A 20,723-nucleotide genomic window follows, 5' to 3' on the forward strand; every position below is an offset into this window, starting at 1 on the left:
AGAAATCAACCTGCGGACTCTCCGGAAATCCGGAGGAGAGTCGGGTCTCCGGTCATCTGGCTCAGCGGCTGCGCCACGGGCGCTTCTGACGTCGGTGGCCTTGGGGCCTGTCCGCCCGTGATCGAATACAGCCTGGAGTTCCAGGCGCGGGCGGCCGAGGAACTGGCTATGCTGCCTGAGGGCTCGGCGATAGCGGAGATGCTGGCAGACTACGCGGTGATGCGGGATCAGGCGCGAGGTTGCATTAACTAACTCGCCGCTTCTCGATCAAATACGCATGTCGAGCATTCTCTCCGGCAACTCTTCATCGTCGTTTTCTGGCGAGCCAGAGGCTTTCCGACGCAGCAAGTCGCCGCGTATCCCTCTGCCATCTGGCTCTGCCTTCGATGCTAAATAATCAATCGGACCGCTACTTATTTCTTCTTTTGCTCGCCAAGGTTGGTCAGGGCTTTGCCCTTCGTGAAGTCGGCTGTTGCAACGACCTTTTCCTTCACCTTCTTGGGCTTCTTCGCTTCACGGTTGCCGCGTTGCTTGTCACCTTTGGACATTTCGATTCCTCCTGGTTCTGATTTTTTTTCTGAAGCACTGCTCGGTGTTTGTTTTCATGAACGCCGTGGATTAGTGTCGCGGAGCTCCTGCCCGCGGGACGCCGCCCTTCACATCATTCCACCCATGTCGGACATTTCGCTGTCGGCGCCGGCCTTCTCGAGCTTTTGCGCGACCATCGCTTCGGTCGTGATCAAAAGCCCGGCAATGGACGCGGCGTTTTCGAGTGCGATCCGAACTACTTTCGTCGGATCGATGACACCGGCCTTCAGCATGTCGCCGTATTCTTCGGCCTGTGCGTCGAAACCGAAGCTCCGTTTGTCGTTCTCGATGACCTTGCCAACAACGACCGATCCGTCGACCCCGGCATTTTCGGCAATCTGGCGCAGCGGTGCCTGGATCGCGCGCCGGACGATCTTGATGCCGGCATTCTGATCGCCATTCTCGCCCTTCAGCGTCGCCAGCACCTTTCCGGCGTGAACCAGGGCCACGCCGCCGCCGGGCACGACACCTTCCTGAACCGCAGCGCGGGTGGCGTTCAGCGCATCGTCGACGCGGTCCTTGCGCTCCTTCACCTCGATCTCGGTTGCCCCGCCGACCCGGATCACGGCGATACCTCCGGCAAGCTTGGCCAGCCGTTCCTGAAGCTTCTCTTTGTCGTAGTCCGAAGCGGTTTCCTCGATCTGCGCGCGAATCTGCGTGACGCGCGCCGCGATCGCATCCTTGTCGCCAGCACCGTCGATGATCGTCGTGTCATCTTTGGTGATCGTGACCTTTCTGGCGGACCCGAGCATGTCAATGGTGACGTTCTCCAGCTTGGTGCCCATTTCCACGGAAATCACCTGACCGCCCGTCAGCACGGCGATGTCTTCCATCATCGCCTTGCGGCGATCCCCGAAGCCCGGTGCCTTGACGGCCGCCACCTTCAATCCGCCGCGCAGCTTGTTGACGACCAGCGTCGCCAGCGCCTCGCCCTCGATATCCTCGGCCACGATCAGAAGTTGCTTCTCGGCCTGAATCACAGCCTCCAGCAACGGTACCATGGATATGAGAGCGGTCAGCTTCTTTTCGTGAAGCAGGACGACGCAGTCATCCAGCTCGACGACCATTTTCTGAGCGTTCGTGACGAAATAGGGGCTCAGATAGCCGCGGTCGAACTGCATGCCTTCGACCACTTCGGTCTCGGTCTCCAACCCTTTGTTTTCCTCGACGGTGATCACGCCTTCCTTGCCGACCTTCGCCATCGCGTCGGCGATCTGCCGGCCGATCTCGACTTCTCCATTGGCCGAAATGGCACCGACCTTGGCAATCTCGTCACTGTCGCCCACAGGTCGGGACATGGTCTTGATCTCGGCCACGACTGCAGCGACGGCTTTGTCGATCCCGCGCTTGAGATCCATCGGGTTCATGCCGGCCGCAACCGACTTCATGCCTTCCCGGACAATCGCATGGGCGAGTACGGTTGCCGTGGTGGTTCCGTCGCCGGCCTCGTCGTTCGTGCGCTGCGCGACCTCCTTGACCATCTGGGCGCCCATATTCTCGAAATGATCCGAAAGCTCGATCTCCTTGGCGACGGTCACACCGTCCTTGGTGATGCGCGGCGCACCCCAGGATTTATCGAGAATGACGTTTCGGCCCTTGGGGCCGAGGGTGATCTTGACGGCATTTGCCAGCGTGTTGATGCCTTTCAGCATTCGGTCGCGGGCATCGGTACTGAAGCGAACTTCCTTGACGGACATGGTGTGAGTTCCTGAGACTGAGGTTGATGTGAAAGGTTTCGGACTCAGGCGATCACGCCGAGAATGTCGCTCTCCTTCATGATCAGAAGGTCTTCACCATCGAGCTTGATCTCTGACCCGGACCATTTTCCGAACAGGATCCGGTCGCCGGCCTTGACGTCCATCGGGATGCGCTCGCCGTCCTCGCGCCTTCCTCCGGCGCCAACGGAGACAACTTCGCCTTCTTGAGGCTTCTCCTTGGCAGTATCTGGAATGATAAGGCCGCCCTTGGTCGTCTCGTCGCCTTCGATACGGCGAACGAGCACCCGGTCATGGAGGGGAGTGAATGACATCGATGTGCTCCTTGTCGAGGTTTGGTTGGCGGAACTGGCCGGGTCGAATGCCCGGCTGCATTGTGCGCAGGTCCGCGGTTACCTATTGTGTCTCCACTTCGAGAATTCGGATCGACACCCCCGCCCCGAGCGGTTCACGGCCGTCGAACCGAGTTTCCGCCCGCGATGATCGCGTTGATCATTTCGGCGACGGCCCGGTGCCTTTCCATTTCGAGTTCGGTGCCAACGGCATTCTCATGGGTCGCCGCGGCGTCGCGAAGAACCCCCACAATCTCGTGCTCCGGCAGCAACCCGCGATCGTTCAAGGCAAGCAGGAGCGCCTCGCAGATTGACAGGGCGGCCTGGCCTGCATGTTCGCTCGCGGTCGACATCTGGCGTCCCTTCCTTGGCATCGTGATCCCCGTGGAAGGCGAGTTTCAGATACATCCGTACTTCTCGCAGGAAGTGCTCTATGCTGGACTGATCCAGAGCAGTGTCCGGACCGATTTCCGCTCCTGGGTCACGGCACGCCGGGAGCCTTCATGACATCAGCCGAACACAGCCCCCTGACACGCAAGCTCTCCGCCTTCGTCGCCCTGTCGGAGGTCGAGCTGGCCGTGCTTGAACGACTGCATGAGCGTCGTCGCTCATTCGTCGCGGGGCGTGACATGGTGCATCAGGGGCAGTCGGCTCAAGCCGCGTACATTCTGTCGTCGGGTTGGGTCTGTTCCTACAAGCTCCAGGCCGACGGGACGCGGCAGATCGTGGATTTCCAGGTGCCGGGGGATTTTCTGGGATTGCGCAGCGTCCTGTTGCGCACGTCGGATCACAGCTTCGAACCCATCGTTGACATTGAGGCCGTCGAAGTGCTGGCGAGCGACCTTATCGATGCCTTTGCGCGGACGCCGCGCCTCGCGACCGCCATACTCTGGGCAGCGTCAAGGGACGAAGCGATGGTCGTGGAGCATCTGGTCGGGATCGGTCGGCGTGATGCGGACGCCCGAATGGCGCATTTCCTGCTCGAACTGGGATCGAGGCTTGCGCTGGTTGGAATAGGCAGCAAGGAAGGATTCGACTGCCCTCTGACGCAATACCACCTCGCCGATACGCTGGGGTTGAGCGCGGTCCATGTGAACCGCGTCCTGCGGCAGCTTCGCGAGAGTGGACTGGTCACCTTTCGGGACGGCCGCGTTACGTTTCACGACTATGGCGGGCTGGTGGAACTTGCCGAGTTCGATCCGGAATATCTGGACCAGACTGGGCCGCTACTGAAATGAGAGGGCCGCCCTCCCTTGCTCGGCAGGCGGCCCCAGTGTTCACGTCAGACGCCGGAGGTTACGCGAGGGCGTGGGTCGCCGCATCGAGTTCCTTGTTGGTCTCGGCGTCGTTCTTCGCGGTGTTGGCCTTCTCGGCTGCTTGGTAGTGCTTCAGCGCCGCATCCTTCTTCGGACCAGCGGGCGCCTTGTCCCATGCGGCCTTCACGGAGGTCATCTTTTCGGCGGTCTTTTTCTGTTCGGGAGTCATTGGGATTGTCCTTTCTGGACGCTCCGAGAATAAGAAGCGTGTCGACATGCCGTCCTTTTTGGGATCGGCACGCCCACACGCTTCTTGGGTACTCGGAAAAATGCACCACCGAATGTTCGGCGGCACGTCTCACCTAAACGGAGTCGGCGCCCCGCCGCACTGACGCAGGTTAGCCCCGACGCCTGCGGCAGGTCGATTACCTCTGCGCTTGTCAAGCCACCGAAGTTTGCTGATGGGAAATCCTCAGCCATCTGTCGTCATCGTTGAGGTAGGTAGAGGCACAGAGGGCCTTGTAGATCGGCACATCGGGTTTTTCTGCCGAGACGCGATAGGTGAGAATGGCGATATCACGACACCGGGTGACGCGCCGCTCGGCCATCGAGATGGACCGCCAGCCGGTTCTCTGTTGAAGATGGGTCCAGATTTGGTCGCCCTGGAGGATCCCGGGCGGATAGGGGAAGACCATGACGGCGTTGGTCGCAGTCGTTGCCCGCGCGTTGTCGGCGCCACTGGTCCAGAAGTGTTCCTCCATGTGCCAGAGAACGCCCTGTTCGCGAGGCGATAGCGTGCCGGACTTGTGTGCCGCATGTGCCGGTCTGCCCATGGTTGCCGTTGAGACGGTCATTCGCCTGACCCCGACCCGCCAAGCATGAACATCTGAAACAGCACAAAGACGGTCCCGAGCACCGCCCAGATCGCTCCGCTTGTGCCCGGCCGGCCGCCGGCCACCGTCGAGGCGGTTCGCTTCAGACTACCTGACGCCCGGTCTTCGGGGAGCAGCTGGCTCAGGTCTCGTGCGATCCTGCCGTGATCGCTGGCGAGCGCAGGAACGTCCCGAAATCGGGCAAGCAGCGTTCCCAATCGTGCCCGCGCGGCGTCGCGCCCGAGCGCGACCAGTTCAGCGGTTTCCTTCCATGGATCGAGGCCAAGCCGTGCGAGCGTGGAGAGGACAGTCACGGCATAGCCGTTCCGGTCCTCGCCGACGGAGGCATGGAGAAACCGATCGAACTCGGGCGGGTGCGGGTTGAGAACATTGGGGTCGGCCATCGCCAATCCTTTCAAGGGTTGCAGGAATGCAGATCATCCCTGTTTCCCAAAGAATACGCGCAGGTCGGTCTCGCCGCCCTTACACAGGTCAGTACGGGCGACTGCCCTCAAGAAAGTCGCAGCCGTTTCGGTGCCCGGGACTAACATGCGTCAGCGCCAGGCGAACGATCCCGAGGTACAAGACACTCAATCGTTCGACTGGTCGGTCCCGCACTCCAAGGGGCCGTCAACAGTGGTGAGCGACGGATCTGCCAACATCGCGGAGACCAGAGATGAACATGCGGTCGACCAGATCGACGGTGACATTTTCGAACCCGTTCGCGTTGCCGGGATACCCAGGCAATTTGCCCCCGGGCGACTACGAGGTTCTTGTTGAGGAAGAACTTCTACAAGGGCTCAGCTTCGAGGCGTATCGCCGGACCGCGACCTACCTGACGGTGCGCGGAAGGGGCGGTCATGCGGGACGGACAGAGTTACGGGCGATTTCCGACAGCGACCTGAAAGAGGCGCTGAGCCGGGATCGGGCCGCGACTGAGAAGAACAATCACGGCGAGGCGGCGCCTTCTCCGCAGGAGGACTTGAAATGAATACTCCCGAATGGCTCAAGCCCGGCATCTATGGTGCGGTGATCGGTGCGGTTTTCGTCGGCGTGGTCGGTTTTACCTGGGGCGGCTGGGTGACCGGCGGAACCGCGCATGACAGGGCAATGGCGATGTCCCAGGACGATGTCGTCGCTTCCATGGTGCCGGTCTGCCTTGAGATGGCACAGTCTGACCCAGCACGGGCCGAAAAGCTTGAAACGATCCGGGCCGCCTCGACCTATCAGCGGCGCGATGCCCTGATGGAGGCGGGCTGGGCGACGGTGCCCGGAACAGATGCTCCGAACCGCGATATCGCGCAGGCCTGCCTCGCAGCCCTTGATGTTGACTCGTTGCCGGAGCGCCCGGAAAGCGCGGTCGATGAAGGATGAACCGCGCCATGCCGATAGCTTCACCCGAGAGCACCGACCTCGAACGGCGTGTGCTGGCTCATGAACGGATCCTGCAAGCTCTGATCGCCTACATGGCCCGTACCGAGCCGCGTTTCGTGGACCACCTTCGAGAACGCTTCGTCGAGCCGATGAGTATGGCCAGGCACGAACACGACCACCGCGAAACCGACGACTACGCGGCAGAATTCATTCGCGCCGTGATGCTCCTCGGAGAAGCGCGCGTGCCAAAGGCGAAGGAGCCGGAAATGACCGACATGAAACCCGTGCCGCCGAAAAGCAGAGGAGCAAAGGATTCTTCGATGGACCGGCCGGCACAGCGCGGTGGGGTTCAGGTTCGCGAAAGAAACGGCATCTGGGAGGTGCAGGTCGATGGCAAGTTTCGCGGCGACTACCACCAGAAGGAACATGCTCTTGCCGCTGCGGCCTTGCACAAATTGTCGCCCCGATGACCAGCAGCACCCACCCCACAGTCCCGACAGACTTCTCGATCCAGGTGGCTGAGAACGAAGGCATGCCAACGAGACCGAATTCCAGAGCCTCCCCGTTACCGGCCGCGCCCACTCGACGGCTGACCGGAACGCTCACGCTTGGGCTATCGAGGACTCGCGCGGCCACCGGCGGGCACTGGTCCGCCAAGGAACAAGTTGCGATGAGACATCCCTTGGCGAGTCTGATCGCGCGGACGGCAGCCATAGCCGGTGTGATCGCCTCTTTCAACTTTCCCGTGCTTGCGCAGGATGGAACCGGCCCAATGCCGGAGAACGCCCAGCCGCGCAGCTATGGCGGTGGATGGGTCTGCGACATCGGTTACCGGGTAGAGGGCGCCGAATGCCTGCCTCTCGATATCCCCGAGCATGCCTATCCAACCGGGCGCTCCTACGGGACGGGGTGGGAGTGCAACCGAGGGTACGAGGAGGCGGACAGGACGTCCTGCAATCCCATCCCGGTGCCCGCCAATGCCTTCCTCCGGTCTTCCGGTTACGATTGGCAATGCGAACGCGGGTTCCGGCAGGAGGACGAGGCATGCGTGCCCATTGTTCTGCCCGAGCGTGCCTACCTGACGGACGATGCCTCGGGGAGGGGATGGACCTGTGATCGTGGCTATGAGGCCGCTGCAGAGACATGTTCGCCGATTGCCGTGCCAGAGAACGCGTATCTGACCAACGCAGACTACGGCGCCGCCTGGGCTTGTGAGAGAGGCTTCGTCAGAATCGACGACCGATGCGACGCCGTTGTCGTGCCATCGAATGCTTATCTGGACGAGGCATCCTATGGACCGGGCTGGAGCTGCGAGCGCGGATACGAGGTGCTGAATGGCGCCTGCGTCGCCATCGATCTGCCGGAGAACGCCTATCTCGACCGATCCGGCAACCGGTGGAGCTGCAATCGAGGTTTCCAGCTTTCGGACGGGGCGTGCGTCCTTGGAAGATGAGGGTGACAGAACGATGCGCAGCCGCGTGTCCGGCATGCGCGTCAGCATAGGGTGTCGTCTCCGATACAGCTTCCCTCAACCGACGCCGCTGATTGCGCTTCTGAACGTGCACTACTCGCGGTTCGGCGATCTGGAGCGTGCCGATTATCTCGTGACCTCGCCGAGCGTGCCCCTCGAAAGCTACCGGGATGGCTTCGGCAACTGGTGCACGCGCGTCCTGGCTCCGGCGGGCGACTTCTGCCTGTCGACGGATGGCGTCTTCCGCGACACGGGCCTGCCTGATCCCTACATGCCCGGCGCGCGGCAGCACGAGGTTCAGGATCTGCCTTTCGAGACGCTCGTGTTTCTGCAGGGCAGCCGGTATTGCGACACCGACCTTCTGTCGGAGGAGGCGTGGCGCCTATTCGAGACCACGGACGCCGGATGGTCACGCGTCCAGGCGATCTGCGATTTCGTGCATGGACATGTCCGCTTCGACTATATGCAGGCAAAGGCGACGCGCACAGCGTCGCAGACCCTCGCCGAGGGGCAGGGTGTCTGCCGCGACTTTGCCCATCTCGCCATCGCCCTGTGCCGATGCATGAACATTCCGGCCCGCTACTGCACCGGATACCTGAGCGACATCGGGGAGCCTCTGCCTCATCCACCCGGCGATTTTGCCGCGTGGATGGAGGTCTTTCTCGCTGGGGAATGGCACATGTTCGACCCGCGGAACAACAAGCCGAGATATGCGAGAATTCTGATCGCGCGCGGTCGCGATGCTGCCGATGTCCCTCTGACCCAGACATTCGGCCAAAACACGTTGATGGAATTCAAGGTCTGGACGTATGAATTGGCCTGACTGACCTCGGCTTCCTTTTCGATGCACCATCGCAATTCGGGTCGCCAGCCCCCATATGTACAGTACCGATGCGAGGTATCCCGGTCCGACATGGACGAGGAGCTGGCGTCGGAAAATCAAAGGATCGATGAAATGTCCTTCAAGGACCTGACCGCCAGGGCTGCGGCTGCGTTAAAGCCCAAGCCTGCGAAAACAGCGACGACCCCTGCCAAGGAGACCGAGCCCAAGGCTTCTGGCAAGGATGCACCCGCGAAACCCAAGACATCTTGAGGGTGTACACCGGTTACGCGCCTCATTCCCGTGAGGGGCGCGGACCGCCCACAGCACCATGGGAAAGGAGCGCGCCAATGGAAGATCTGAGAAGAAAGACCGTTGCGGTTTTTTCCCGACCCTTCACCGTTCCGGGCTTTGACGAGATTCTCCCAGCGGGAGAGTACGAGATCGATACGGAAGTGGCTTCGCCCCCTGATCAACGGGATCCCGCAGCCTGGAAAGCCTCCGTCCTTGTGAAGCTTCATCCCAGGATATCTCATCCTGGACTTGCACGGACTCTGACTGTCTCCCTTGCCGACCTCGACCAAGCACGCGCCAGGGACAAGCTGACCGGCAGGGACTTGTCCGACTTTTTCCTTGAAGAAATGCTGGCTGATCCGATGGTACAGCTCGTGATGAAGGCCGACGGGGTCTCCGAGGCGCACCTGCGACAACTCTATTCCCGGTCTGGGACGTCCGATCCGAACCTGGCTGCGCCGCCTTCGACGACGACCGCCCGAGGAGCGCGGGACGAAGAATCGATCCGGATCGCCGAAAACGAAGGCATGCCTACGCGACCGGACTCGCCGCCGCCCTTGCGCACCCGTCTGGCTGCGGGAAAAACGTGATGGCGGACAAGGCCCTCGCCGAAGGTGACGTACCGGGCATCGCGACCCCAAGGGCCGTGGGTGATGTTCCGCAAGAACGCCGATGCCTGCGATGCGAAACCTCGTTCTGGAGCGAGAGCTTCGGAGAACGGATTTGCCGACGCTGCAAGGGGTTGAATGCCTGGCGGAACGCCGCGCCCGTCAGCGCGGGCGCATCTCGCCGCCGCTGATCCCGCAGCCGCGCGCCGTCTTCCTCAATCCTGACTGGAATATCATTTTGGCCTGCCTCAAGATCGTTCACACCACGACCTACAGATACCGTCAAGAGGTCCCTCTTGGACCCCATCGGTTGATGCTACGTCCCCGAGAAACAAGGGAACTGCGACTACTGGCACATGCCCTCTCGATTTCTCCGACGGCGACGGTGACCTGGGCGCATGACGTGGCCGGCAACGCTGTCGCCACGGCCGTCTTTGACGGCGTGACGGATCATCTGGTGATCGAGAGCCGTGCCACAGTGGATCTCACCGCGCCTGCATGGCCGGTCTTTGCCATCGCCGCCTCGGCCGCGCAGTACCCTTTTGTCTACGCCGACGACGAATGGACGGATCTGGGCGCGTTGACGGTTCCGCAATATCCCGACCCGGACGGTCGGCTTTCCCTATGGGTCGAGGGCTTTGTCATGGCGCGCCCGACCGACACGCTGTCCTTGCTGAAGGACATCAGCAATGGTGTGTTCACCCAGATTTCCTACCAGAGCCGCGACACTGAAGGCACCCAGGCACCGATCGAGACGCTCGACCGGCGATGGGGCTCGTGCCGTGATCTTGCGGTCCTGTTCGCCGAAGCCGCGCGCACACTTGGGCTCGGTTCCCGCATCGTATCCGGCTATCTGTCAGACGCGGAAGAATGCCTTTTGGGTTCTGCGGGTTCCGGGTCCACCCATGCCTGGGTCGAGATATTTGTACCCGGTGCCGGATGGATTGCCTTCGATCCCACGAACCGAAGCTTCGGGTCCCGGAACCTGATACCACTCGCCGTGGCCCGAAACATCGCACAGGTGACCCCGGTGGCAGGCAACTTTGTCGGAACGAACGTCGATTTGCTCTCAATGGAGGTATTCGTAAGAGTGGACAGTGCTTCGGCACAAGACAACTCGCTACTGGCCCCAAGAGGCGGGGCGGACATCGCGCTCGTCTGATGGCGTTTCGGTGGGACTGGCTTGCGCCTGCTGGTTTAAACCTATTCATAACAATGCCTTAATGACCGGAGAAGGTTGGATATCAGGCCCATCCCCTCCGCCACTTGCCCTTGAGAAATGGTTTTCCCGATCCGGCTGCGGCCGGGTTCGATGCCCCGAACAACCGGTTCGTGGCTCCGGTCGCCGGCACATACCTCTTCGGCTTGACGCTCATCTACAAGGTCACCGCCAGCACCACGGCGAGGATGCGCGGACGTCTGGTCCTGAACAAGACGACCGAAATCCACGGCTCAATTGGAGAACTCTCCTAACTTGCTCCATTTATAGTCCGCACTCATGGATCGGCTCAGTACAGGGTTTGGTCATTTCCTGACCGTTCATGATACTCACCCGGAGTGAGCCCTCAATTCGAGGATATTTCAGGGTTGGCACGTCAGGTCGTGTATCTGCTTCCGACGTCGCCCACATTCCGGATTTGAACCGCTCAGCCGCATGAAACGCGGTGGCTCATGGCAAGCGACTTGCCCAGCAGACCGCGAAACCCAGGCACAGCCATGGTCCGAACGCGATCTGTGGATCGGACCGGGATCGTGTCACCACGGCCTGCAGCAGTCCGCCCAATGCGGCGATCAGGAGGACGGCGGGGAGGGCCATCCAGCCCAGCCATGCACCGGCCGCTGCAAACAGTTTCGCGTCGCCCTGACCAAGACCCTCTATGCCCCGAATTCTGAAAAAGATTTCGCCTGCCAGCCAGAACATCGAGAACGCCAGGACTGCCCCGGCGACGTGAGGCCATGGCCAGCCGCCGGTGCCGGCCACCGCAAGAAGCAGGCCCGCCGCGATCAGCGGTAAGGTCAGGATATCCGGTAGTTTTTTCGTCCGAATGTCTATCACCGACAGCGCCGCGAGGGTGGCAATCAGAGGCACTGTCGCCACGAGTTCCAGCTTGTTCATCCACGCTCCACTCGTGCCGCTCCGGGTGCTTTTTGAAACTTTTTTGCGCGATTTGGGAAACTATCACGTCTCCTCACCGTGAATGAAGATAACGCGCGTTTCGGGAACGATCAAAGGCCCTGCATCGCGCGTTCTCCGATCCCCCGATACGCGGGGCGGAAAAATCCAGGGAGTGATCAATGTCAATTTCATTCAGACACGCGACAACGGGGCTGATGGTCAGCGCCCTCGCGCTTGGTAGCACGGCGGCCTTCGCGTCGTCGCACCGCGAAGCGCCGGGCATCACCAAGCAGCCCAAGGTCGATGCGACTGATTTCTACATGTTCCGCAGTTACGAGACGGGACGCGAGGGGTACGTGACCTTCATCGCGAACTACCAGCCGTTGCAAGGGCCGTATGGCGGCCCCAACTACTTCACCATGGATGCCGATGCGATCTACGAGATCCACATCGACAACGACGGCGACGCCGTTGAGGACATCACCTTCAAGTTCGATTTCAAGAACCAGCTCGGCGGCGAAGGCGGCGCGGGCGTCGCTCTGGACATCGGCGACGAGAAGGTGGCGATTCCGCTGAAGGCAGCCGGCGACGGCTCCTCGACGCTCTTCGTCAACGAGAACGAGAAGTATGCGCTCGCCATGATCACCGGCGATCGCCGCTCCGGCAAGGCGGCGCTGGTCAAGCGGACCTCGGGCGAGACGGAATTCGTCAAGCCTCTGGACAACATCGGGACCAAGACCATACCCGACTACGACGCCTACGCGAACGACTTCATCTACGACGTGACGATCCCGAACTGTGACATGCCGGGTCGCGTCTTCGCGGGGCAGCGCGCCGAGGCCTTCGCCGTCAATCTGGGCGAGATCTTCGACAGCGTGAACTTCGTGCCGCTCGAGGGCGGGATCACGCAGTCTCGCGACAATGACGATCTGGTCGGTAAATTCAACGTCACCTCGCTGGCGCTGGAAGTCCCGATTGCCTGCGTCACCGGCAGCGGGAACGGCGTGATCGGGGCCTGGACCACGGCAAGCCTCCCGCAGGCAGAGATCGAGGATCCGTCGCCCACCTACGAGAAGACGTCGAAATACGGTGGTGCATGGGTGCAGCAGTCCCGGCTGTCCGCGCCGCTGGTCAACGAGGTGGTGATCGGTTTGCCCGACAAGGATCTGTTCAACGCGGCCGAGCCGACGCAGGACAGCGCCCTGGCTGTCTATGTCACGAACCCGACGCTCCCCGCGCTTCTGGACATCCTGTTCCGCGACGCGCTTGGCGCAACCAGCAACATCGCGCCGTCCAACCTGCCGCGGAACGACCTGGTCACGGCTTTCCTGACGGGTTTTCCGGGCCTGAACCAGCAGGCCACGGTCACAGCGTCCGAGATGATGCGCCTGAACACGGCCATTCCGCCCACCCCGCAGGGTGCGCAGAGCAACTTCGGTGTCGTGGGCGAGGATCTCGCCGGGTTCCCGAACGGACGCCGTCCGGGTGACGACGTGGTCGATATTGCGCTGCGGGTTGCCATGGGTGCCCTGTGCCACCCGGTGCCGCTTGGTGCCGAACTGGGTGTCGAAGGTGCAGTCGAGGACACGCCGAGCGACATGATCAACCTCGGCCTCTGCGACCCCGAGGATGCTCCGGTGGGTGACCAGCCCTTCACCGATGGCGCGCCGATCTCGGCCACCGACGTGATGGCCGTATTCCCCTACCTCAACTCGCCGCTGCCCGGCGCTGGAGGCTGAAAATGGCTGACACGATGACCATTCCGGCAGTCGGACGGCTTTCGGGCCGTACCCGGATCGCAGCCGGCGCGCTCGGAGCCCTGCTCCTGGTCGCGGCCTGCGACGACGGCGGCTCGGTCTCGGACGGGATCAACTCGCTCGGGTCCGACTTCCTTCGGGTCTTCAATCAAGACCCGAACGCGGAGCCGGTCCAGAACGTCCAGTCGCTGAATCTGGCGCTCACGCCGATGAAAGAACCGTTCAACCCGTAAGGGGTTCGACACGACATTGGAAAGGCCCCCGGTTCCGGGGGCCTTTTTCCGTGCCGTCGCAGGCGTTCCGGATTAGTCGGCCTCACCCGCATCACCGGGAACGATCCGGCGGCGCAGGACGCGCACGCTCAGACCGTTCAGCGGATCGGTCCTGAGCAGTCTGGTTTGCAGCGTCATCGACGCGCCACCCACATCGGCCGTGACGAAGACGTCAAAGACGCCGGATGTGAAACCGCTGTTCTCGGGCCTGATTCCGCCCGCGCCGGTGATGTCGTCCCGCGTGATCTGCCCGGTCCGGTCGCGCGTCGAGATCAGTCTGAGCGCGATGGACCGGTTGCGCAGCATCGTCTCAAGCAGGAGCGGCGACACGGTGTTCAGGTTGACGGTTCCCGGCGTGGGCAACGCGGTGACATAGGGCTCCAGCGCCACAATGGTCGCGTCGGGGATGCCGAAGGCCGCGAGGTCCGACAGGTCCGCCAACGGTCCGGCCCGCCGCACGACCGCCGCCATCCGGCGCGCAAGGTCGGGCGGCTGATCCAGCGCCGCCAGCAGCCGCCCCATCATTTCGACGGACCCGATCCCCGGCGAGCCGAGCAGGTTGACGTCGTATTTCGCCTGCACGTCCTCCACCCGGACCGAGAAGCGCCCGGTCGGAAGCTGCACCTCGTCCTGGATCACCGCCGCCCAGGGTTCACGGAAATGGTCGGTGTCCGGAGCGGTCTGCAGGTCGCGGTACAGCGCGTCGATGACCGATGCCTCGGCTCCGAGTGCCAGCTGCTGCGTTTCCGCCGCCTCGGCCATACGCGCCACCCGATCGAGCGAGACCTCCTGCCGCGAGAGCATCAGGTAGACGACGGTGGAGGCGAGCGCGATGATGACAAGCACATTGATCAGGACCACCCCGCTTTCACCATCACGTTTCGTGCGATCCCGCGCGGAGGCCTCGATCGGCGATCTCCGCTCCGGTGGCAGCAGGCGCAATCGTCGGGTCATCGGCGTGCGCCTTCCGGCATGGAAAAGACCCGCACGATCCGGGCCTCTGCCGCGCGGCCTGTCAGCGGCAGGGTCAGTGTCAGCTCTGTCGCGATGGGCGCCGGATCGTCGGTGGCCCAGGTGTCGCGCCAGCCGCGGCCCTGGTCCATGGCCCGCCAGGACAGGTCCGACACGTTGTCCAGCAGCTGCTGTATCACCTCGCCCTCGCGCCCCGGCAGGGCACGGATCAGGGCCCCGTCCTCCAGTGCATAGCGCAACGGCCGGGGGCCGTCCCCGCCGCTCTGCATCAGGGTCAGGCTTGCGCCGTTCAGCCCCACGCCCACGGGCTCGGCCTGCAGCATGTCGCGACCCACGACCAGCAGGGCGCGGTCAATCTCGGCAAGCCGCTCGAGCCGGTCTTCCGTGCCCCGGTTGACCCGGACGACGGTGTCGAGAATGCTCATTCCAGCCAGCCCGATGACCGCGAAGATCGCCAGCGCGACCAGAACCTCGACCAGCGTCAGACCGCTGTCAGAGCCCCGGCCGGGCGAGATCATACCGAGGTAGCCCCGATCAGGCTGAATTCGCCGGACCCGACCTCGAGCACCGCAAGGCCGCGCTGGCACTGCCCGTCGGGCAGGAAGCGGTAGGGCCCGAGCACGCCGTTGAACCCGTCGTCGTTCAACAGCCCCCGGCGGGACATCTGCCCGCGTTGGCCCAGGACGCGAAGCAGTTCGGTGCCGTCGTAGGCAAGGCCCGTGATGATGCCGCCCTCCGACGCGTAGGCCTCTTCGAATGCCTCCTTGAACGGTGCGAAACGCAGGGGATCCGGCGCGGCGAACCAGGCGCCGCGGAAGGCGCGTTCGCTTTCCAGATCCAGCGCCGACCATTGAGTGGACCCGATCAACTGCACGCCCTTGCCCGAAAGGGCCTGCGCGAAGGGCCGCAGCGTGGCATCGGCGGCGGGCAGATAAACGGCGTCGGGCATCCCGCCGCCCGCGTTCAGCGCGTCGACGAGGCCCGCGGCGCTGTCGCGCACCAGCGGCGCCCGCAGGCGGATTCCAAAGGACTGGGCGAGGACGGTCGTCGCGGCGACGGACTGGCTGCCGTAGGCCCCGGACGGAACCACGATCGCCATGTCGCGCAGGTTGCGCTGCGCGGCGAGGCTCAGCACCGCGCGGGCACTGTGCGTGGGCGTGACGCCGAAGACCCAGACACCGGAACCGGCCAGGCTTTCGTCGTTCGACAGCGTCACGACCGGCACACTGCGCGGGGCGATCGCGGCGACCGCGCGGGCCTGGGCCGAGAAGACCGGCCCGACCAGCATCTTCGCGCCCGCGTCCAGCGCGGTGCGCGCGGCAACCACGGCCTGTTCGGGCGTGTCACCGCTGTCGTGGATGTCGATGCCGATCCCCGGTCCGCCGCCCAGCTTCGCCGCCGCCTGCAGCAGCTCGCCCAGTTGCGCCTGCCGCCCCGACAATGGCAACAGCAGCGCCGATTTTCCGGGTCCCGCGGCGGACGATCCACCGCCGTCGCCCAGCCCCTCCATCGCGCCGCAGCCCGCCGCCGTGGTGACCAGCGACAGCGCGCCCAGTCCGCGCAGGACGCGGCGGCGGTCTGGCGGCGCGTGGGCCTCCGTCGCGCGTTCCGTCGGGTTTCTGTCCATGATCCGCCCCTTCTTCCTGTCGTGGCTGCCGGGGCCTTGCCCGAGTTGTCCGTCCGACTGTCGCATGTGTTTCCCTACCGCGCCACAGCTTGCCTTCGACGCGCAGGGGGGCGGCGCAACCCCGCCTCAGCCCGCAAGATTGTTGAGGCTGACGATCGGCATCAGGATCGACAGCACCAGCAGCATCACGATCCCGCCCATCACCAGCAGCACCGCAGGTTCGACCAGCGCCACCACGGCGGCGACCTTCGCCTTCAGATCCGCCGATTGCTCGGCAGCACTTCGGTCGAGGCTGGCGCCCAGCGTGCCGCCCGCCTCGCCGCTGGCGATCATCGCGATCAGCATGGGCGGGAAAATCCCCGAAGCGTCGGCCGCCCGCGACAGCGCCGCACCCTCGGTCACACGGCGGGTGACGTCACGCAGCTTCCCCCGGATATGGAGGTTCGGGACCGTGTCGGCGGCGGCCGACAGCGCGTCGGCCAGCGGCACGCCGCTCTGCACGAGGGTGGCGAGCGTCCCGGTAAAGCGCGACGCGTTCAGCTTGAGCACGGTGTTGCGGGTCAGCCAGCCCTGCGCCAGCATCCGGTGCCAGACCAGACGCATCGCAGGCCGGCGCAGCGCCAGCGCCAGCGTCACCCCGCCCGCCGTCAGCACGGCCAGCACCGTCAGCCCCCATGTCGACACCGCGTCCGACAGGGCGATCAGACCGCGCGTCAGCGCCGGAAGGTCGGCCCCGCGCGACGTGAAGACGCGCACGATGTCGGGCACCACGAAGGTCAGCAGCGCCACGATCACCGCCAGCGACACCAGCGCCAGAAGGGCCGGGTAGATCAGCGCCAGTTGCAGCGCCTGGCGGTTGCGGCTCTGATCCTCGATATGCACGGCGAGGTGCTCCATGACCTCGGGCAGGCGGCCCGAGGTCTCGCCCGCCCGGACCGAGGCGCGGTAGTAGTCGCCGAAGGTCGCCGGGTAGTCGTCGAGCGCGGCGGCGAAGCTGCGCCCGTCCATCACCGCGCTGCGCAGGTTCAGCAGCAGCGAGGCATCGCGGGCCCCGCGCGTCTGGCTGCCGACGATGCGCAGCGCCTCCTCGATCCGGACCTGGGCGCCGATCAGCGTGGCCAGCTGCCGGGTGACGAGCGTCAGCCGCTTCAGCCCCATCCGGGGCGTGCCGAGCGAGATGTCGCGCGATCCGATCCCGCCCTGCGATGTCCCGGTGGGCTTGCGGCGCGTCGTCTCGACCGCCAGCGGCAGGAGCTTGCGTTCGCGCAGGATGGCGCGGGCGGCGGATTCCGAAGAGGCCTCGATCACCCCCTTCAGGCGTCGCCCGCCGGGGTCGACGGCGCGGTAGAACCAGGCGGACACGTCAGCGCTCCCCGTCGATCGGTGGGTCGGCCCTGTCGGCGATCTGTTCGTCGCGGACGGCGCGGATGACCTCTTCGGCGGTGGTCAGGCCCGTCTTCATCCGCGCGATCCCGTCCTGCAGGATTCCGGGGGCGGTGCGGCGGGCGGCGGCGGTCAGTTCCGCCTCGGACGCGCCGTCGTGGATCAGGCGTTCCATCGTCCGGTCCACCGCGATGATCTCGTAGATCGGCATCCGCCCGCGATAGCCGGTCTGCCCGCAGGCGCTGCATCCGGCGGCCTTCCAGACCTGCGTCCCCTCGGGCAGGGCGCCCGACAGCAGCCGCACCTCGGCCTCGGTCAGCGCATGCGGCTCGCGGCAGTCGGGGCAGAGCTTCCGCACCAGCCGCTGCGCGATCAGCCCGCGCACCATCGGCGCCAGCAGGAACCGTTCGACCCCCATGTCGATCAGCCGCGACACCGCGCCGACGGCGGTGTTGGTGTGCAAGGTAGACATCACGAGGTGCCCGGTCATCGCCGATTCCACTGCGATCCGGGCGGTTTCGCCATCGCGGATCTCGCCCACCATGATGACGTCGGGGTCCTGCCGCAGCAGTGCCCGCAGGCCCCGCGCGAATGTCAGGCCGGTCTTCGCGCTGACCTGCATCTGGCCCACGCCGTCCATCGAATATTCGATCGGGTCCTCGACCGTCAGGATGTTGCGCTGGCGGTCGTTGAGGTTGTGCAGCGCGGCATAGAGCGACGTGGTCTTGCCCGAGCCCGTGGGCCCCGTCACCAGCACCAGCCCCTCGGGGGCCGATATGATGTGCTCGAACACCTCGCGGTCGCGCTCGGACATGCCCAGGTGGTCGATCCCGAGGCGCGTCTGCCCCCGGTCGAGAAGGCGCAGCACCACCCGTTCGCCGAACTGCGACGGCAGGGTCGAGATCCGCACGTCCAGCTCGTAGCCGCCGACCCGCAACGAGACGCGGCCGTCCTGCGGCAGGCGCTTCTCGGCGATGTCGAGCTTGCCCATCACCTTCAGGCGGCTCGCCAGCAGCGGGGCGAGGTCGCGGCTCGGCTCGATCACGTCGCGCAGCCGTCCGTCGACGCGGAAGCGGACGACGAGGCGTCGCTCCTCCACCTCGATATGCACGTCGGACGCGCCTTCCTTCACCGCCTCCAGCAGCAGGGCGTTGATCAGGCGGACGACGGGGGCGTCGTCCTTCTGGTCCAGCAGGTCGTCGACCGAAGCGGCGGTTTCGGCCAGCGCCGACAGGTCCGCGCCGTCGGTGGCGGCGAATTGCGCGGCTTCGCTGGCGCTGTCGCGGTAGAGCGCGGCGAGGCGGTCCTCGAAGGTGGCGGTGTCGACCCGTTCCCAGGCGATCAGACGGCCCGCGATGCGCTGCGCCTCGATCAGGGCCGCGACCGGCGCGGTGTCCAGATGACGGCAGATCGGCTCGTCGCCGTCGCCGGTGTCCAGCAGCACCCCCTGCGCCTTGGCGAAGCCGTAGCCGAGCCGGACGCGGGCGGCGTCGGGCGCGGGGCGGGTCTCGTCCGGGGCAGGGGCGGCCTCCGCTGCGGTGGCCTCATCCCGGTGAATGCCGGTGTCGGTCGTCAGGTCGGTCATTGCAGCGCCTCCACCGTCAGGCGGGCGGTGACCACGCCGGGTTCCGTCAGCCGCTCAACATCCAGTGCGACCGCCTTCGCGCCCTCGCGACCTTCCAGCGTGCCGATCCAGGCCAGCAGGTCGTCGAACCGGGCGCGTTCCACCACCACGCGCAGCCGCGCGCCGTCAGGATCGAGACGCGACAGCGGCACGCCTGCCTCGCCCGCGCTGCGGGTCACGCGCTGTGTCAGCGGGATCGTCGCCCGCGGCTCTGCCCCGGCGCGGGCGGTCACGCTGACGTCGTCCGCGACCTGCGCCAGCATGACATAACGGGTCAGGTCGGCCTCGAGCGCCGCGCGTTCCTCCTGCATCGGGGCCCAGGCGAAGCGCCACAGGACCAGCGCGGCGAGGATCAGCCCGCCGCCGATCACCATCACCCGTTCGCGCGGGTTGAGGGCCGAGAGCGCGCTCATTGTCCCGCCTCCCCGCGCAGGGCGAACTCGGCCCGAGCCGCGCCGTCGCCCGCCGTGGCGGTCCCGACATCGACATCCAGCCCGCCGCTGCGCAGCGCCTCTTCCGCCGCCTGCAGCTGGCCGAGGTCCGCGGCCTCGATCGACAGGGTCAGCGTGCCGCTGTCCGCCGACCAGACCATCCGCCGCACCTCGACCGGCACGCCGGAGGCAAGCAGCGCGCCGGACGCGCCATCCAGCCGGGGCAGCAGGCCGGACCCGCCGGGCTGCGCGGAGGCGCGTGTCAGGCTGCGGTAGAGCAGGCGGGGATCGTCCATCACGGTCGCCTCGGGGATGCGTTCGGCCAGCAGCCCGGCGGTCACCTCGCGCTGCGTCTCGACGAGGCCGCGCAGGGCTCCCAGATCGGCGCGGGCGATCCCGAGGTGCAGCAGCCCGACCAGCACCACGCCCGCGACGAGGGCGGTCAGCGGCGCGCGCAGGTTCCGGCGGGTGCGGAAGTCGCCCTGCCTCAGGTCGATGGCCAGTTCTGCGGGTGAGGGCGGGACGGGCGGCTCGGCGCTCCAGACGAGGTCCGCGGGCAGCGCCGCGCCACGGTTCAGGATCGCCGGTCGCCCCGCCGCGGCCCAGAGATGTGCCAGCATCCCATTCGACACCGCGAATCCGCTACCGTCCGAGGCGCGGACCAGCACGCGATCGCCGTCGCGCAGGGTGTTCCAGACGGTCTCTCCCGCCGATCCCGGTTCGGGCGCGGGCAACGCGAAGGTTTCCGGCAGCAGCGCTTGGCCGGGATGCGCTTCGGACAGCGCCCGCATCCGGTCGCGAGCGACGACCACTGCGAGGGCCCAGCCCTCGGTCAGATCGCGCCCGAGTGCGATGTGCGTATCCTCGAGCGGTCCGGCGAGGAATTCTTCGGTCGCGTAGGGCAGCGCGGCACGTTTCTGTCGCTCGGATCGCAGCGGTAGCGGAACGGCGATGAGCCCGATGTCTTCCGCCGGAACGATGGCCGTGGCGCGGGCCTGACGGGCTGACATTGTCTTGCGCAGGATCTCCACAGTGACGGGATCGCGCAGCTCACCCACGTCGTTCGCGCCGTCGTGGGGAGCGGGATCGCTGCGATCGAGGGGGGGCGCCATACCGTCAGCAGCCGCCGGGGCGGTGGATGACTTTCGGATAACCCAAGATAAAGACAAGGCTTTTTCTCTTTACAGTGGCTGCGTGCGTGGTATGGTTCC

Annotated in this window: 27 protein-coding genes; 12 read left to right on the top strand and 15 right to left on the bottom strand. The window is 65.0% G+C overall.

Annotated features, from left to right (window positions below; translation table 11 throughout):
* The first annotated feature begins 54 nt into the window (after positions 1 to 54).
* Positions 55 to 252 carry a hypothetical protein gene (locus ATO6_RS10075; protein WP_369597066.1) on the top strand — a complete coding sequence of 66 codons (198 nt, stop codon included), beginning with the start codon at positions 55 to 57 and terminating at the stop codon, positions 250 to 252.
* A 161-nt stretch (positions 253 to 413) separates the two neighbouring features.
* On the opposite strand, the gene ATO6_RS25420 is transcribed toward ATO6_RS10075, so the two are convergent.
* The 4 genes from ATO6_RS25420 to ATO6_RS10095 form a co-directional block, all read right to left on the bottom strand.
* A complete protein-coding gene (locus ATO6_RS25420; protein WP_088623886.1) occupies positions 414 to 548 on the bottom strand; it encodes a hypothetical protein in 135 nt (44 codons plus the stop codon).
* Positions 549 to 656: 108 nt separating this feature from the next.
* Positions 657 to 2,285 carry a chaperonin GroEL gene (gene groL / locus ATO6_RS10085; protein WP_088623887.1) on the bottom strand — a complete coding sequence of 543 codons (1,629 nt, stop codon included), beginning with the start codon at positions 2,283 to 2,285 and terminating at the stop codon, positions 657 to 659.
* 44 nt (positions 2,286 to 2,329) lie between these two features.
* Positions 2,330 to 2,617 carry a co-chaperone GroES gene (locus tag ATO6_RS10090; RefSeq protein WP_062563235.1) on the bottom strand — a complete coding sequence of 96 codons (288 nt, stop codon included), beginning with the start codon at positions 2,615 to 2,617 and terminating at the stop codon, positions 2,330 to 2,332.
* 134 nt (positions 2,618 to 2,751) lie between these two features.
* Positions 2,752 to 2,988 carry a hypothetical protein gene (locus ATO6_RS10095; protein WP_088623888.1) on the bottom strand — a complete coding sequence of 79 codons (237 nt, stop codon included), beginning with the start codon at positions 2,986 to 2,988 and terminating at the stop codon, positions 2,752 to 2,754.
* Positions 2,989 to 3,138: 150 nt separating this feature from the next.
* Here ATO6_RS10095 and ATO6_RS10100 point away from each other — a divergent pair, with 150 nt between their 5' ends.
* A complete protein-coding gene (locus ATO6_RS10100; RefSeq protein ID WP_088623889.1) occupies positions 3,139 to 3,873 on the top strand; it encodes a Crp/Fnr family transcriptional regulator in 735 nt (244 codons plus the stop codon).
* Between the two features lie 58 nt (positions 3,874 to 3,931).
* Here the strand turns inward: ATO6_RS10100 and ATO6_RS10105 are convergent, their stop codons facing one another.
* The 3 genes from ATO6_RS10105 to ATO6_RS10115 all read right to left on the bottom strand — a co-directional run bounded on the left by ATO6_RS10105 (position 3,932) and on the right by ATO6_RS10115 (position 5,167).
* Complete coding sequence (locus ATO6_RS10105; protein ID WP_088623890.1) at positions 3,932 to 4,120, bottom strand: hypothetical protein; 189 nt, start codon at positions 4,118 to 4,120, stop codon at positions 3,932 to 3,934.
* Between the two features lie 211 nt (positions 4,121 to 4,331).
* The gene (locus ATO6_RS10110; protein ID WP_254919113.1) at positions 4,332 to 4,745 is read right to left on the bottom strand and encodes a hypothetical protein; all 414 of its coding nucleotides are present in this window, start codon (positions 4,743 to 4,745) and stop codon (positions 4,332 to 4,334) included.
* The gene (locus tag ATO6_RS10115; RefSeq protein WP_088623892.1) at positions 4,742 to 5,167 is read right to left on the bottom strand and encodes a hypothetical protein; all 426 of its coding nucleotides are present in this window, start codon (positions 5,165 to 5,167) and stop codon (positions 4,742 to 4,744) included. Before ATO6_RS10115 ends, ATO6_RS10110 begins: the two co-directional genes overlap by 4 nt.
* Before the next feature lie 272 nt (positions 5,168 to 5,439).
* Between ATO6_RS10115 and ATO6_RS10120 the strand changes: the two genes are divergently transcribed.
* The 8 genes from ATO6_RS10120 to ATO6_RS10150 all read left to right on the top strand — a co-directional run bounded on the left by ATO6_RS10120 (position 5,440) and on the right by ATO6_RS10150 (position 10,492).
* A complete protein-coding gene (locus ATO6_RS10120) occupies positions 5,440 to 5,754 on the top strand; it encodes a hypothetical protein (protein WP_229804748.1) in 315 nt (104 codons plus the stop codon).
* Positions 5,751 to 6,137, top strand: coding sequence for a hypothetical protein (locus tag ATO6_RS10125; RefSeq protein WP_088623893.1), 387 nt, complete (start codon positions 5,751 to 5,753; stop codon positions 6,135 to 6,137). Before ATO6_RS10120 ends, ATO6_RS10125 begins: the two co-directional genes overlap by 4 nt.
* Positions 6,134 to 6,607: a hypothetical protein gene (locus tag ATO6_RS10130; RefSeq protein ID WP_254919114.1), complete on the top strand. Its 474-nt coding sequence runs from the start codon at positions 6,134 to 6,136 to the stop codon at positions 6,605 to 6,607. Before ATO6_RS10125 ends, ATO6_RS10130 begins: the two co-directional genes overlap by 4 nt.
* Positions 6,608 to 6,819: 212 nt before the next feature.
* Positions 6,820 to 7,590: a hypothetical protein gene (locus ATO6_RS10135; protein ID WP_141101961.1), complete on the top strand. Its 771-nt coding sequence runs from the start codon at positions 6,820 to 6,822 to the stop codon at positions 7,588 to 7,590.
* A gap of 13 nt (positions 7,591 to 7,603) precedes the next feature.
* Positions 7,604 to 8,431, top strand: a complete 828-nt coding sequence (locus ATO6_RS10140; RefSeq protein ID WP_369597064.1) for a transglutaminase family protein — start codon at positions 7,604 to 7,606, stop codon at positions 8,429 to 8,431.
* Positions 8,432 to 8,521: 90 nt separating this feature from the next.
* Positions 8,522 to 8,701 (top strand): hypothetical protein, encoded by a 180-nt coding sequence (locus tag ATO6_RS24795; RefSeq protein ID WP_141101962.1) that lies wholly within the window; start codon positions 8,522 to 8,524, stop codon positions 8,699 to 8,701.
* A gap of 77 nt (positions 8,702 to 8,778) precedes the next feature.
* Positions 8,779 to 9,312 (top strand): hypothetical protein, encoded by a 534-nt coding sequence (locus ATO6_RS10145; RefSeq protein ID WP_088623895.1) that lies wholly within the window; start codon positions 8,779 to 8,781, stop codon positions 9,310 to 9,312.
* A 133-nt stretch (positions 9,313 to 9,445) separates the two neighbouring features.
* Positions 9,446 to 10,492, top strand: coding sequence for a transglutaminase family protein (locus tag ATO6_RS10150; RefSeq protein WP_254919115.1), 1,047 nt, complete (start codon positions 9,446 to 9,448; stop codon positions 10,490 to 10,492).
* A gap of 507 nt (positions 10,493 to 10,999) precedes the next feature.
* On the opposite strand, the gene ATO6_RS10160 is transcribed toward ATO6_RS10150, so the two are convergent.
* A complete protein-coding gene (locus ATO6_RS10160) occupies positions 11,000 to 11,446 on the bottom strand; it encodes an A24 family peptidase (protein ID WP_088623897.1) in 447 nt (148 codons plus the stop codon).
* A 179-nt stretch (positions 11,447 to 11,625) separates the two neighbouring features.
* Here ATO6_RS10160 and ATO6_RS10165 point away from each other — a divergent pair, with 179 nt between their 5' ends.
* Together ATO6_RS10165 and ATO6_RS10170 are read left to right on the top strand one after the other, a co-directional pair.
* A complete protein-coding gene (locus ATO6_RS10165; RefSeq protein WP_088623898.1) occupies positions 11,626 to 13,185 on the top strand; it encodes a DUF4331 domain-containing protein in 1,560 nt (519 codons plus the stop codon).
* Positions 13,186 to 13,187: 2 nt separating this feature from the next.
* Complete coding sequence (locus ATO6_RS10170) at positions 13,188 to 13,436, top strand: hypothetical protein (protein WP_088623899.1); 249 nt, start codon at positions 13,188 to 13,190, stop codon at positions 13,434 to 13,436.
* Positions 13,437 to 13,508: 72 nt separating this feature from the next.
* Here ATO6_RS10170 and ATO6_RS10175 read toward each other — a convergent pair whose 3' ends face one another.
* The 7 genes from ATO6_RS10175 to gspL form a co-directional block, all read right to left on the bottom strand.
* Positions 13,509 to 14,429, bottom strand: coding sequence for a general secretion pathway protein GspK (locus ATO6_RS10175; RefSeq protein WP_088623900.1), 921 nt, complete (start codon positions 14,427 to 14,429; stop codon positions 13,509 to 13,511).
* Positions 14,426 to 14,965 (bottom strand): type II secretion system protein GspJ, encoded by a 540-nt coding sequence (locus tag ATO6_RS10180; protein ID WP_088623901.1) that lies wholly within the window; start codon positions 14,963 to 14,965, stop codon positions 14,426 to 14,428. Before ATO6_RS10180 ends, ATO6_RS10175 begins: the two co-directional genes overlap by 4 nt.
* Positions 14,962 to 16,074, bottom strand: coding sequence for a penicillin-binding protein activator (locus ATO6_RS10185; protein WP_176440883.1), 1,113 nt, complete (start codon positions 16,072 to 16,074; stop codon positions 14,962 to 14,964). Before ATO6_RS10185 ends, ATO6_RS10180 begins: the two co-directional genes overlap by 4 nt.
* Positions 16,075 to 16,200: 126 nt before the next feature.
* Complete coding sequence (locus ATO6_RS10190; RefSeq protein WP_088623903.1) at positions 16,201 to 17,436, bottom strand: type II secretion system F family protein; 1,236 nt, start codon at positions 17,434 to 17,436, stop codon at positions 16,201 to 16,203.
* Between the two features lies 1 nt (position 17,437).
* On the bottom strand, positions 17,438 to 19,042 hold the full coding sequence (locus tag ATO6_RS10195; protein ID WP_088623904.1) for a GspE/PulE family protein: 1,605 nt from the start codon (positions 19,040 to 19,042) through the stop codon (positions 17,438 to 17,440).
* Positions 19,039 to 19,494 carry a type II secretion system protein GspM gene (gspM, locus tag ATO6_RS10200; RefSeq protein WP_088623905.1) on the bottom strand — a complete coding sequence of 152 codons (456 nt, stop codon included), beginning with the start codon at positions 19,492 to 19,494 and terminating at the stop codon, positions 19,039 to 19,041. Before gspM ends, ATO6_RS10195 begins: the two co-directional genes overlap by 4 nt.
* Complete coding sequence (gene gspL, locus ATO6_RS10205) at positions 19,491 to 20,624, bottom strand: type II secretion system protein GspL (RefSeq protein WP_088623906.1); 1,134 nt, start codon at positions 20,622 to 20,624, stop codon at positions 19,491 to 19,493. The genes gspM and gspL overlap by 4 nt, the downstream gene beginning before the upstream one ends.
* Positions 20,625 to 20,723: the final 99 nt, after the last annotated feature.

This window comes from Oceanicola sp. 22II-s10i (genome assembly GCF_002210105.1).
GTDB lineage: Bacteria > Pseudomonadota > Alphaproteobacteria > Rhodobacterales > Rhodobacteraceae > Pseudooceanicola.

Coding starts and splice junctions, on each gene's coding strand:
- ATO6_RS10160 (WP_088623897.1), bottom strand. CDS start 11,446: ATGAACAAGCTGGAACTCGTGGCGACAGTGCCTCTGATTGCCACCCTC.
- ATO6_RS10105 (WP_088623890.1), bottom strand. CDS start 4,120: ATGACTCCCGAACAGAAAAAGACCGCCGAAAAGATGACCTCCGTGAAG.
- ATO6_RS10140 (WP_369597064.1), top strand. CDS start 7,604: ATGCGCAGCCGCGTGTCCGGCATGCGCGTCAGCATAGGGTGTCGTCTC.
- ATO6_RS10165 (WP_088623898.1), top strand. CDS start 11,626: ATGTCAATTTCATTCAGACACGCGACAACGGGGCTGATGGTCAGCGCC.
- ATO6_RS10130 (WP_254919114.1), top strand. CDS start 6,134: ATGAACCGCGCCATGCCGATAGCTTCACCCGAGAGCACCGACCTCGAA.
- ATO6_RS10170 (WP_088623899.1), top strand. CDS start 13,188: ATGGCTGACACGATGACCATTCCGGCAGTCGGACGGCTTTCGGGCCGT.
- ATO6_RS10090 (WP_062563235.1), bottom strand. CDS start 2,617: ATGTCATTCACTCCCCTCCATGACCGGGTGCTCGTTCGCCGTATCGAA.
- gspL (WP_088623906.1), bottom strand. CDS start 20,624: ATGGCGCCCCCCCTCGATCGCAGCGATCCCGCTCCCCACGACGGCGCG.
- ATO6_RS10195 (WP_088623904.1), bottom strand. CDS start 19,042: ATGACCGACCTGACGACCGACACCGGCATTCACCGGGATGAGGCCACC.
- groL (WP_088623887.1), bottom strand. CDS start 2,285: ATGTCCGTCAAGGAAGTTCGCTTCAGTACCGATGCCCGCGACCGAATG.
- ATO6_RS10175 (WP_088623900.1), bottom strand. CDS start 14,429: ATGACCCGACGATTGCGCCTGCTGCCACCGGAGCGGAGATCGCCGATC.
- ATO6_RS10110 (WP_254919113.1), bottom strand. CDS start 4,745: ATGACCGTCTCAACGGCAACCATGGGCAGACCGGCACATGCGGCACAC.
- ATO6_RS24795 (WP_141101962.1), top strand. CDS start 8,522: ATGGACGAGGAGCTGGCGTCGGAAAATCAAAGGATCGATGAAATGTCC.
- ATO6_RS10115 (WP_088623892.1), bottom strand. CDS start 5,167: ATGGCCGACCCCAATGTTCTCAACCCGCACCCGCCCGAGTTCGATCGG.
- ATO6_RS10180 (WP_088623901.1), bottom strand. CDS start 14,965: ATGATCTCGCCCGGCCGGGGCTCTGACAGCGGTCTGACGCTGGTCGAG.
- ATO6_RS10095 (WP_088623888.1), bottom strand. CDS start 2,988: ATGTCGACCGCGAGCGAACATGCAGGCCAGGCCGCCCTGTCAATCTGC.
- ATO6_RS10145 (WP_088623895.1), top strand. CDS start 8,779: ATGGAAGATCTGAGAAGAAAGACCGTTGCGGTTTTTTCCCGACCCTTC.
- ATO6_RS10185 (WP_176440883.1), bottom strand. CDS start 16,074: ATGGACAGAAACCCGACGGAACGCGCGACGGAGGCCCACGCGCCGCCA.
- ATO6_RS10120 (WP_229804748.1), top strand. CDS start 5,440: ATGAACATGCGGTCGACCAGATCGACGGTGACATTTTCGAACCCGTTC.
- ATO6_RS25420 (WP_088623886.1), bottom strand. CDS start 548: ATGTCCAAAGGTGACAAGCAACGCGGCAACCGTGAAGCGAAGAAGCCC.
- ATO6_RS10100 (WP_088623889.1), top strand. CDS start 3,139: ATGACATCAGCCGAACACAGCCCCCTGACACGCAAGCTCTCCGCCTTC.
- gspM (WP_088623905.1), bottom strand. CDS start 19,494: ATGAGCGCGCTCTCGGCCCTCAACCCGCGCGAACGGGTGATGGTGATC.
- ATO6_RS10125 (WP_088623893.1), top strand. CDS start 5,751: ATGAATACTCCCGAATGGCTCAAGCCCGGCATCTATGGTGCGGTGATC.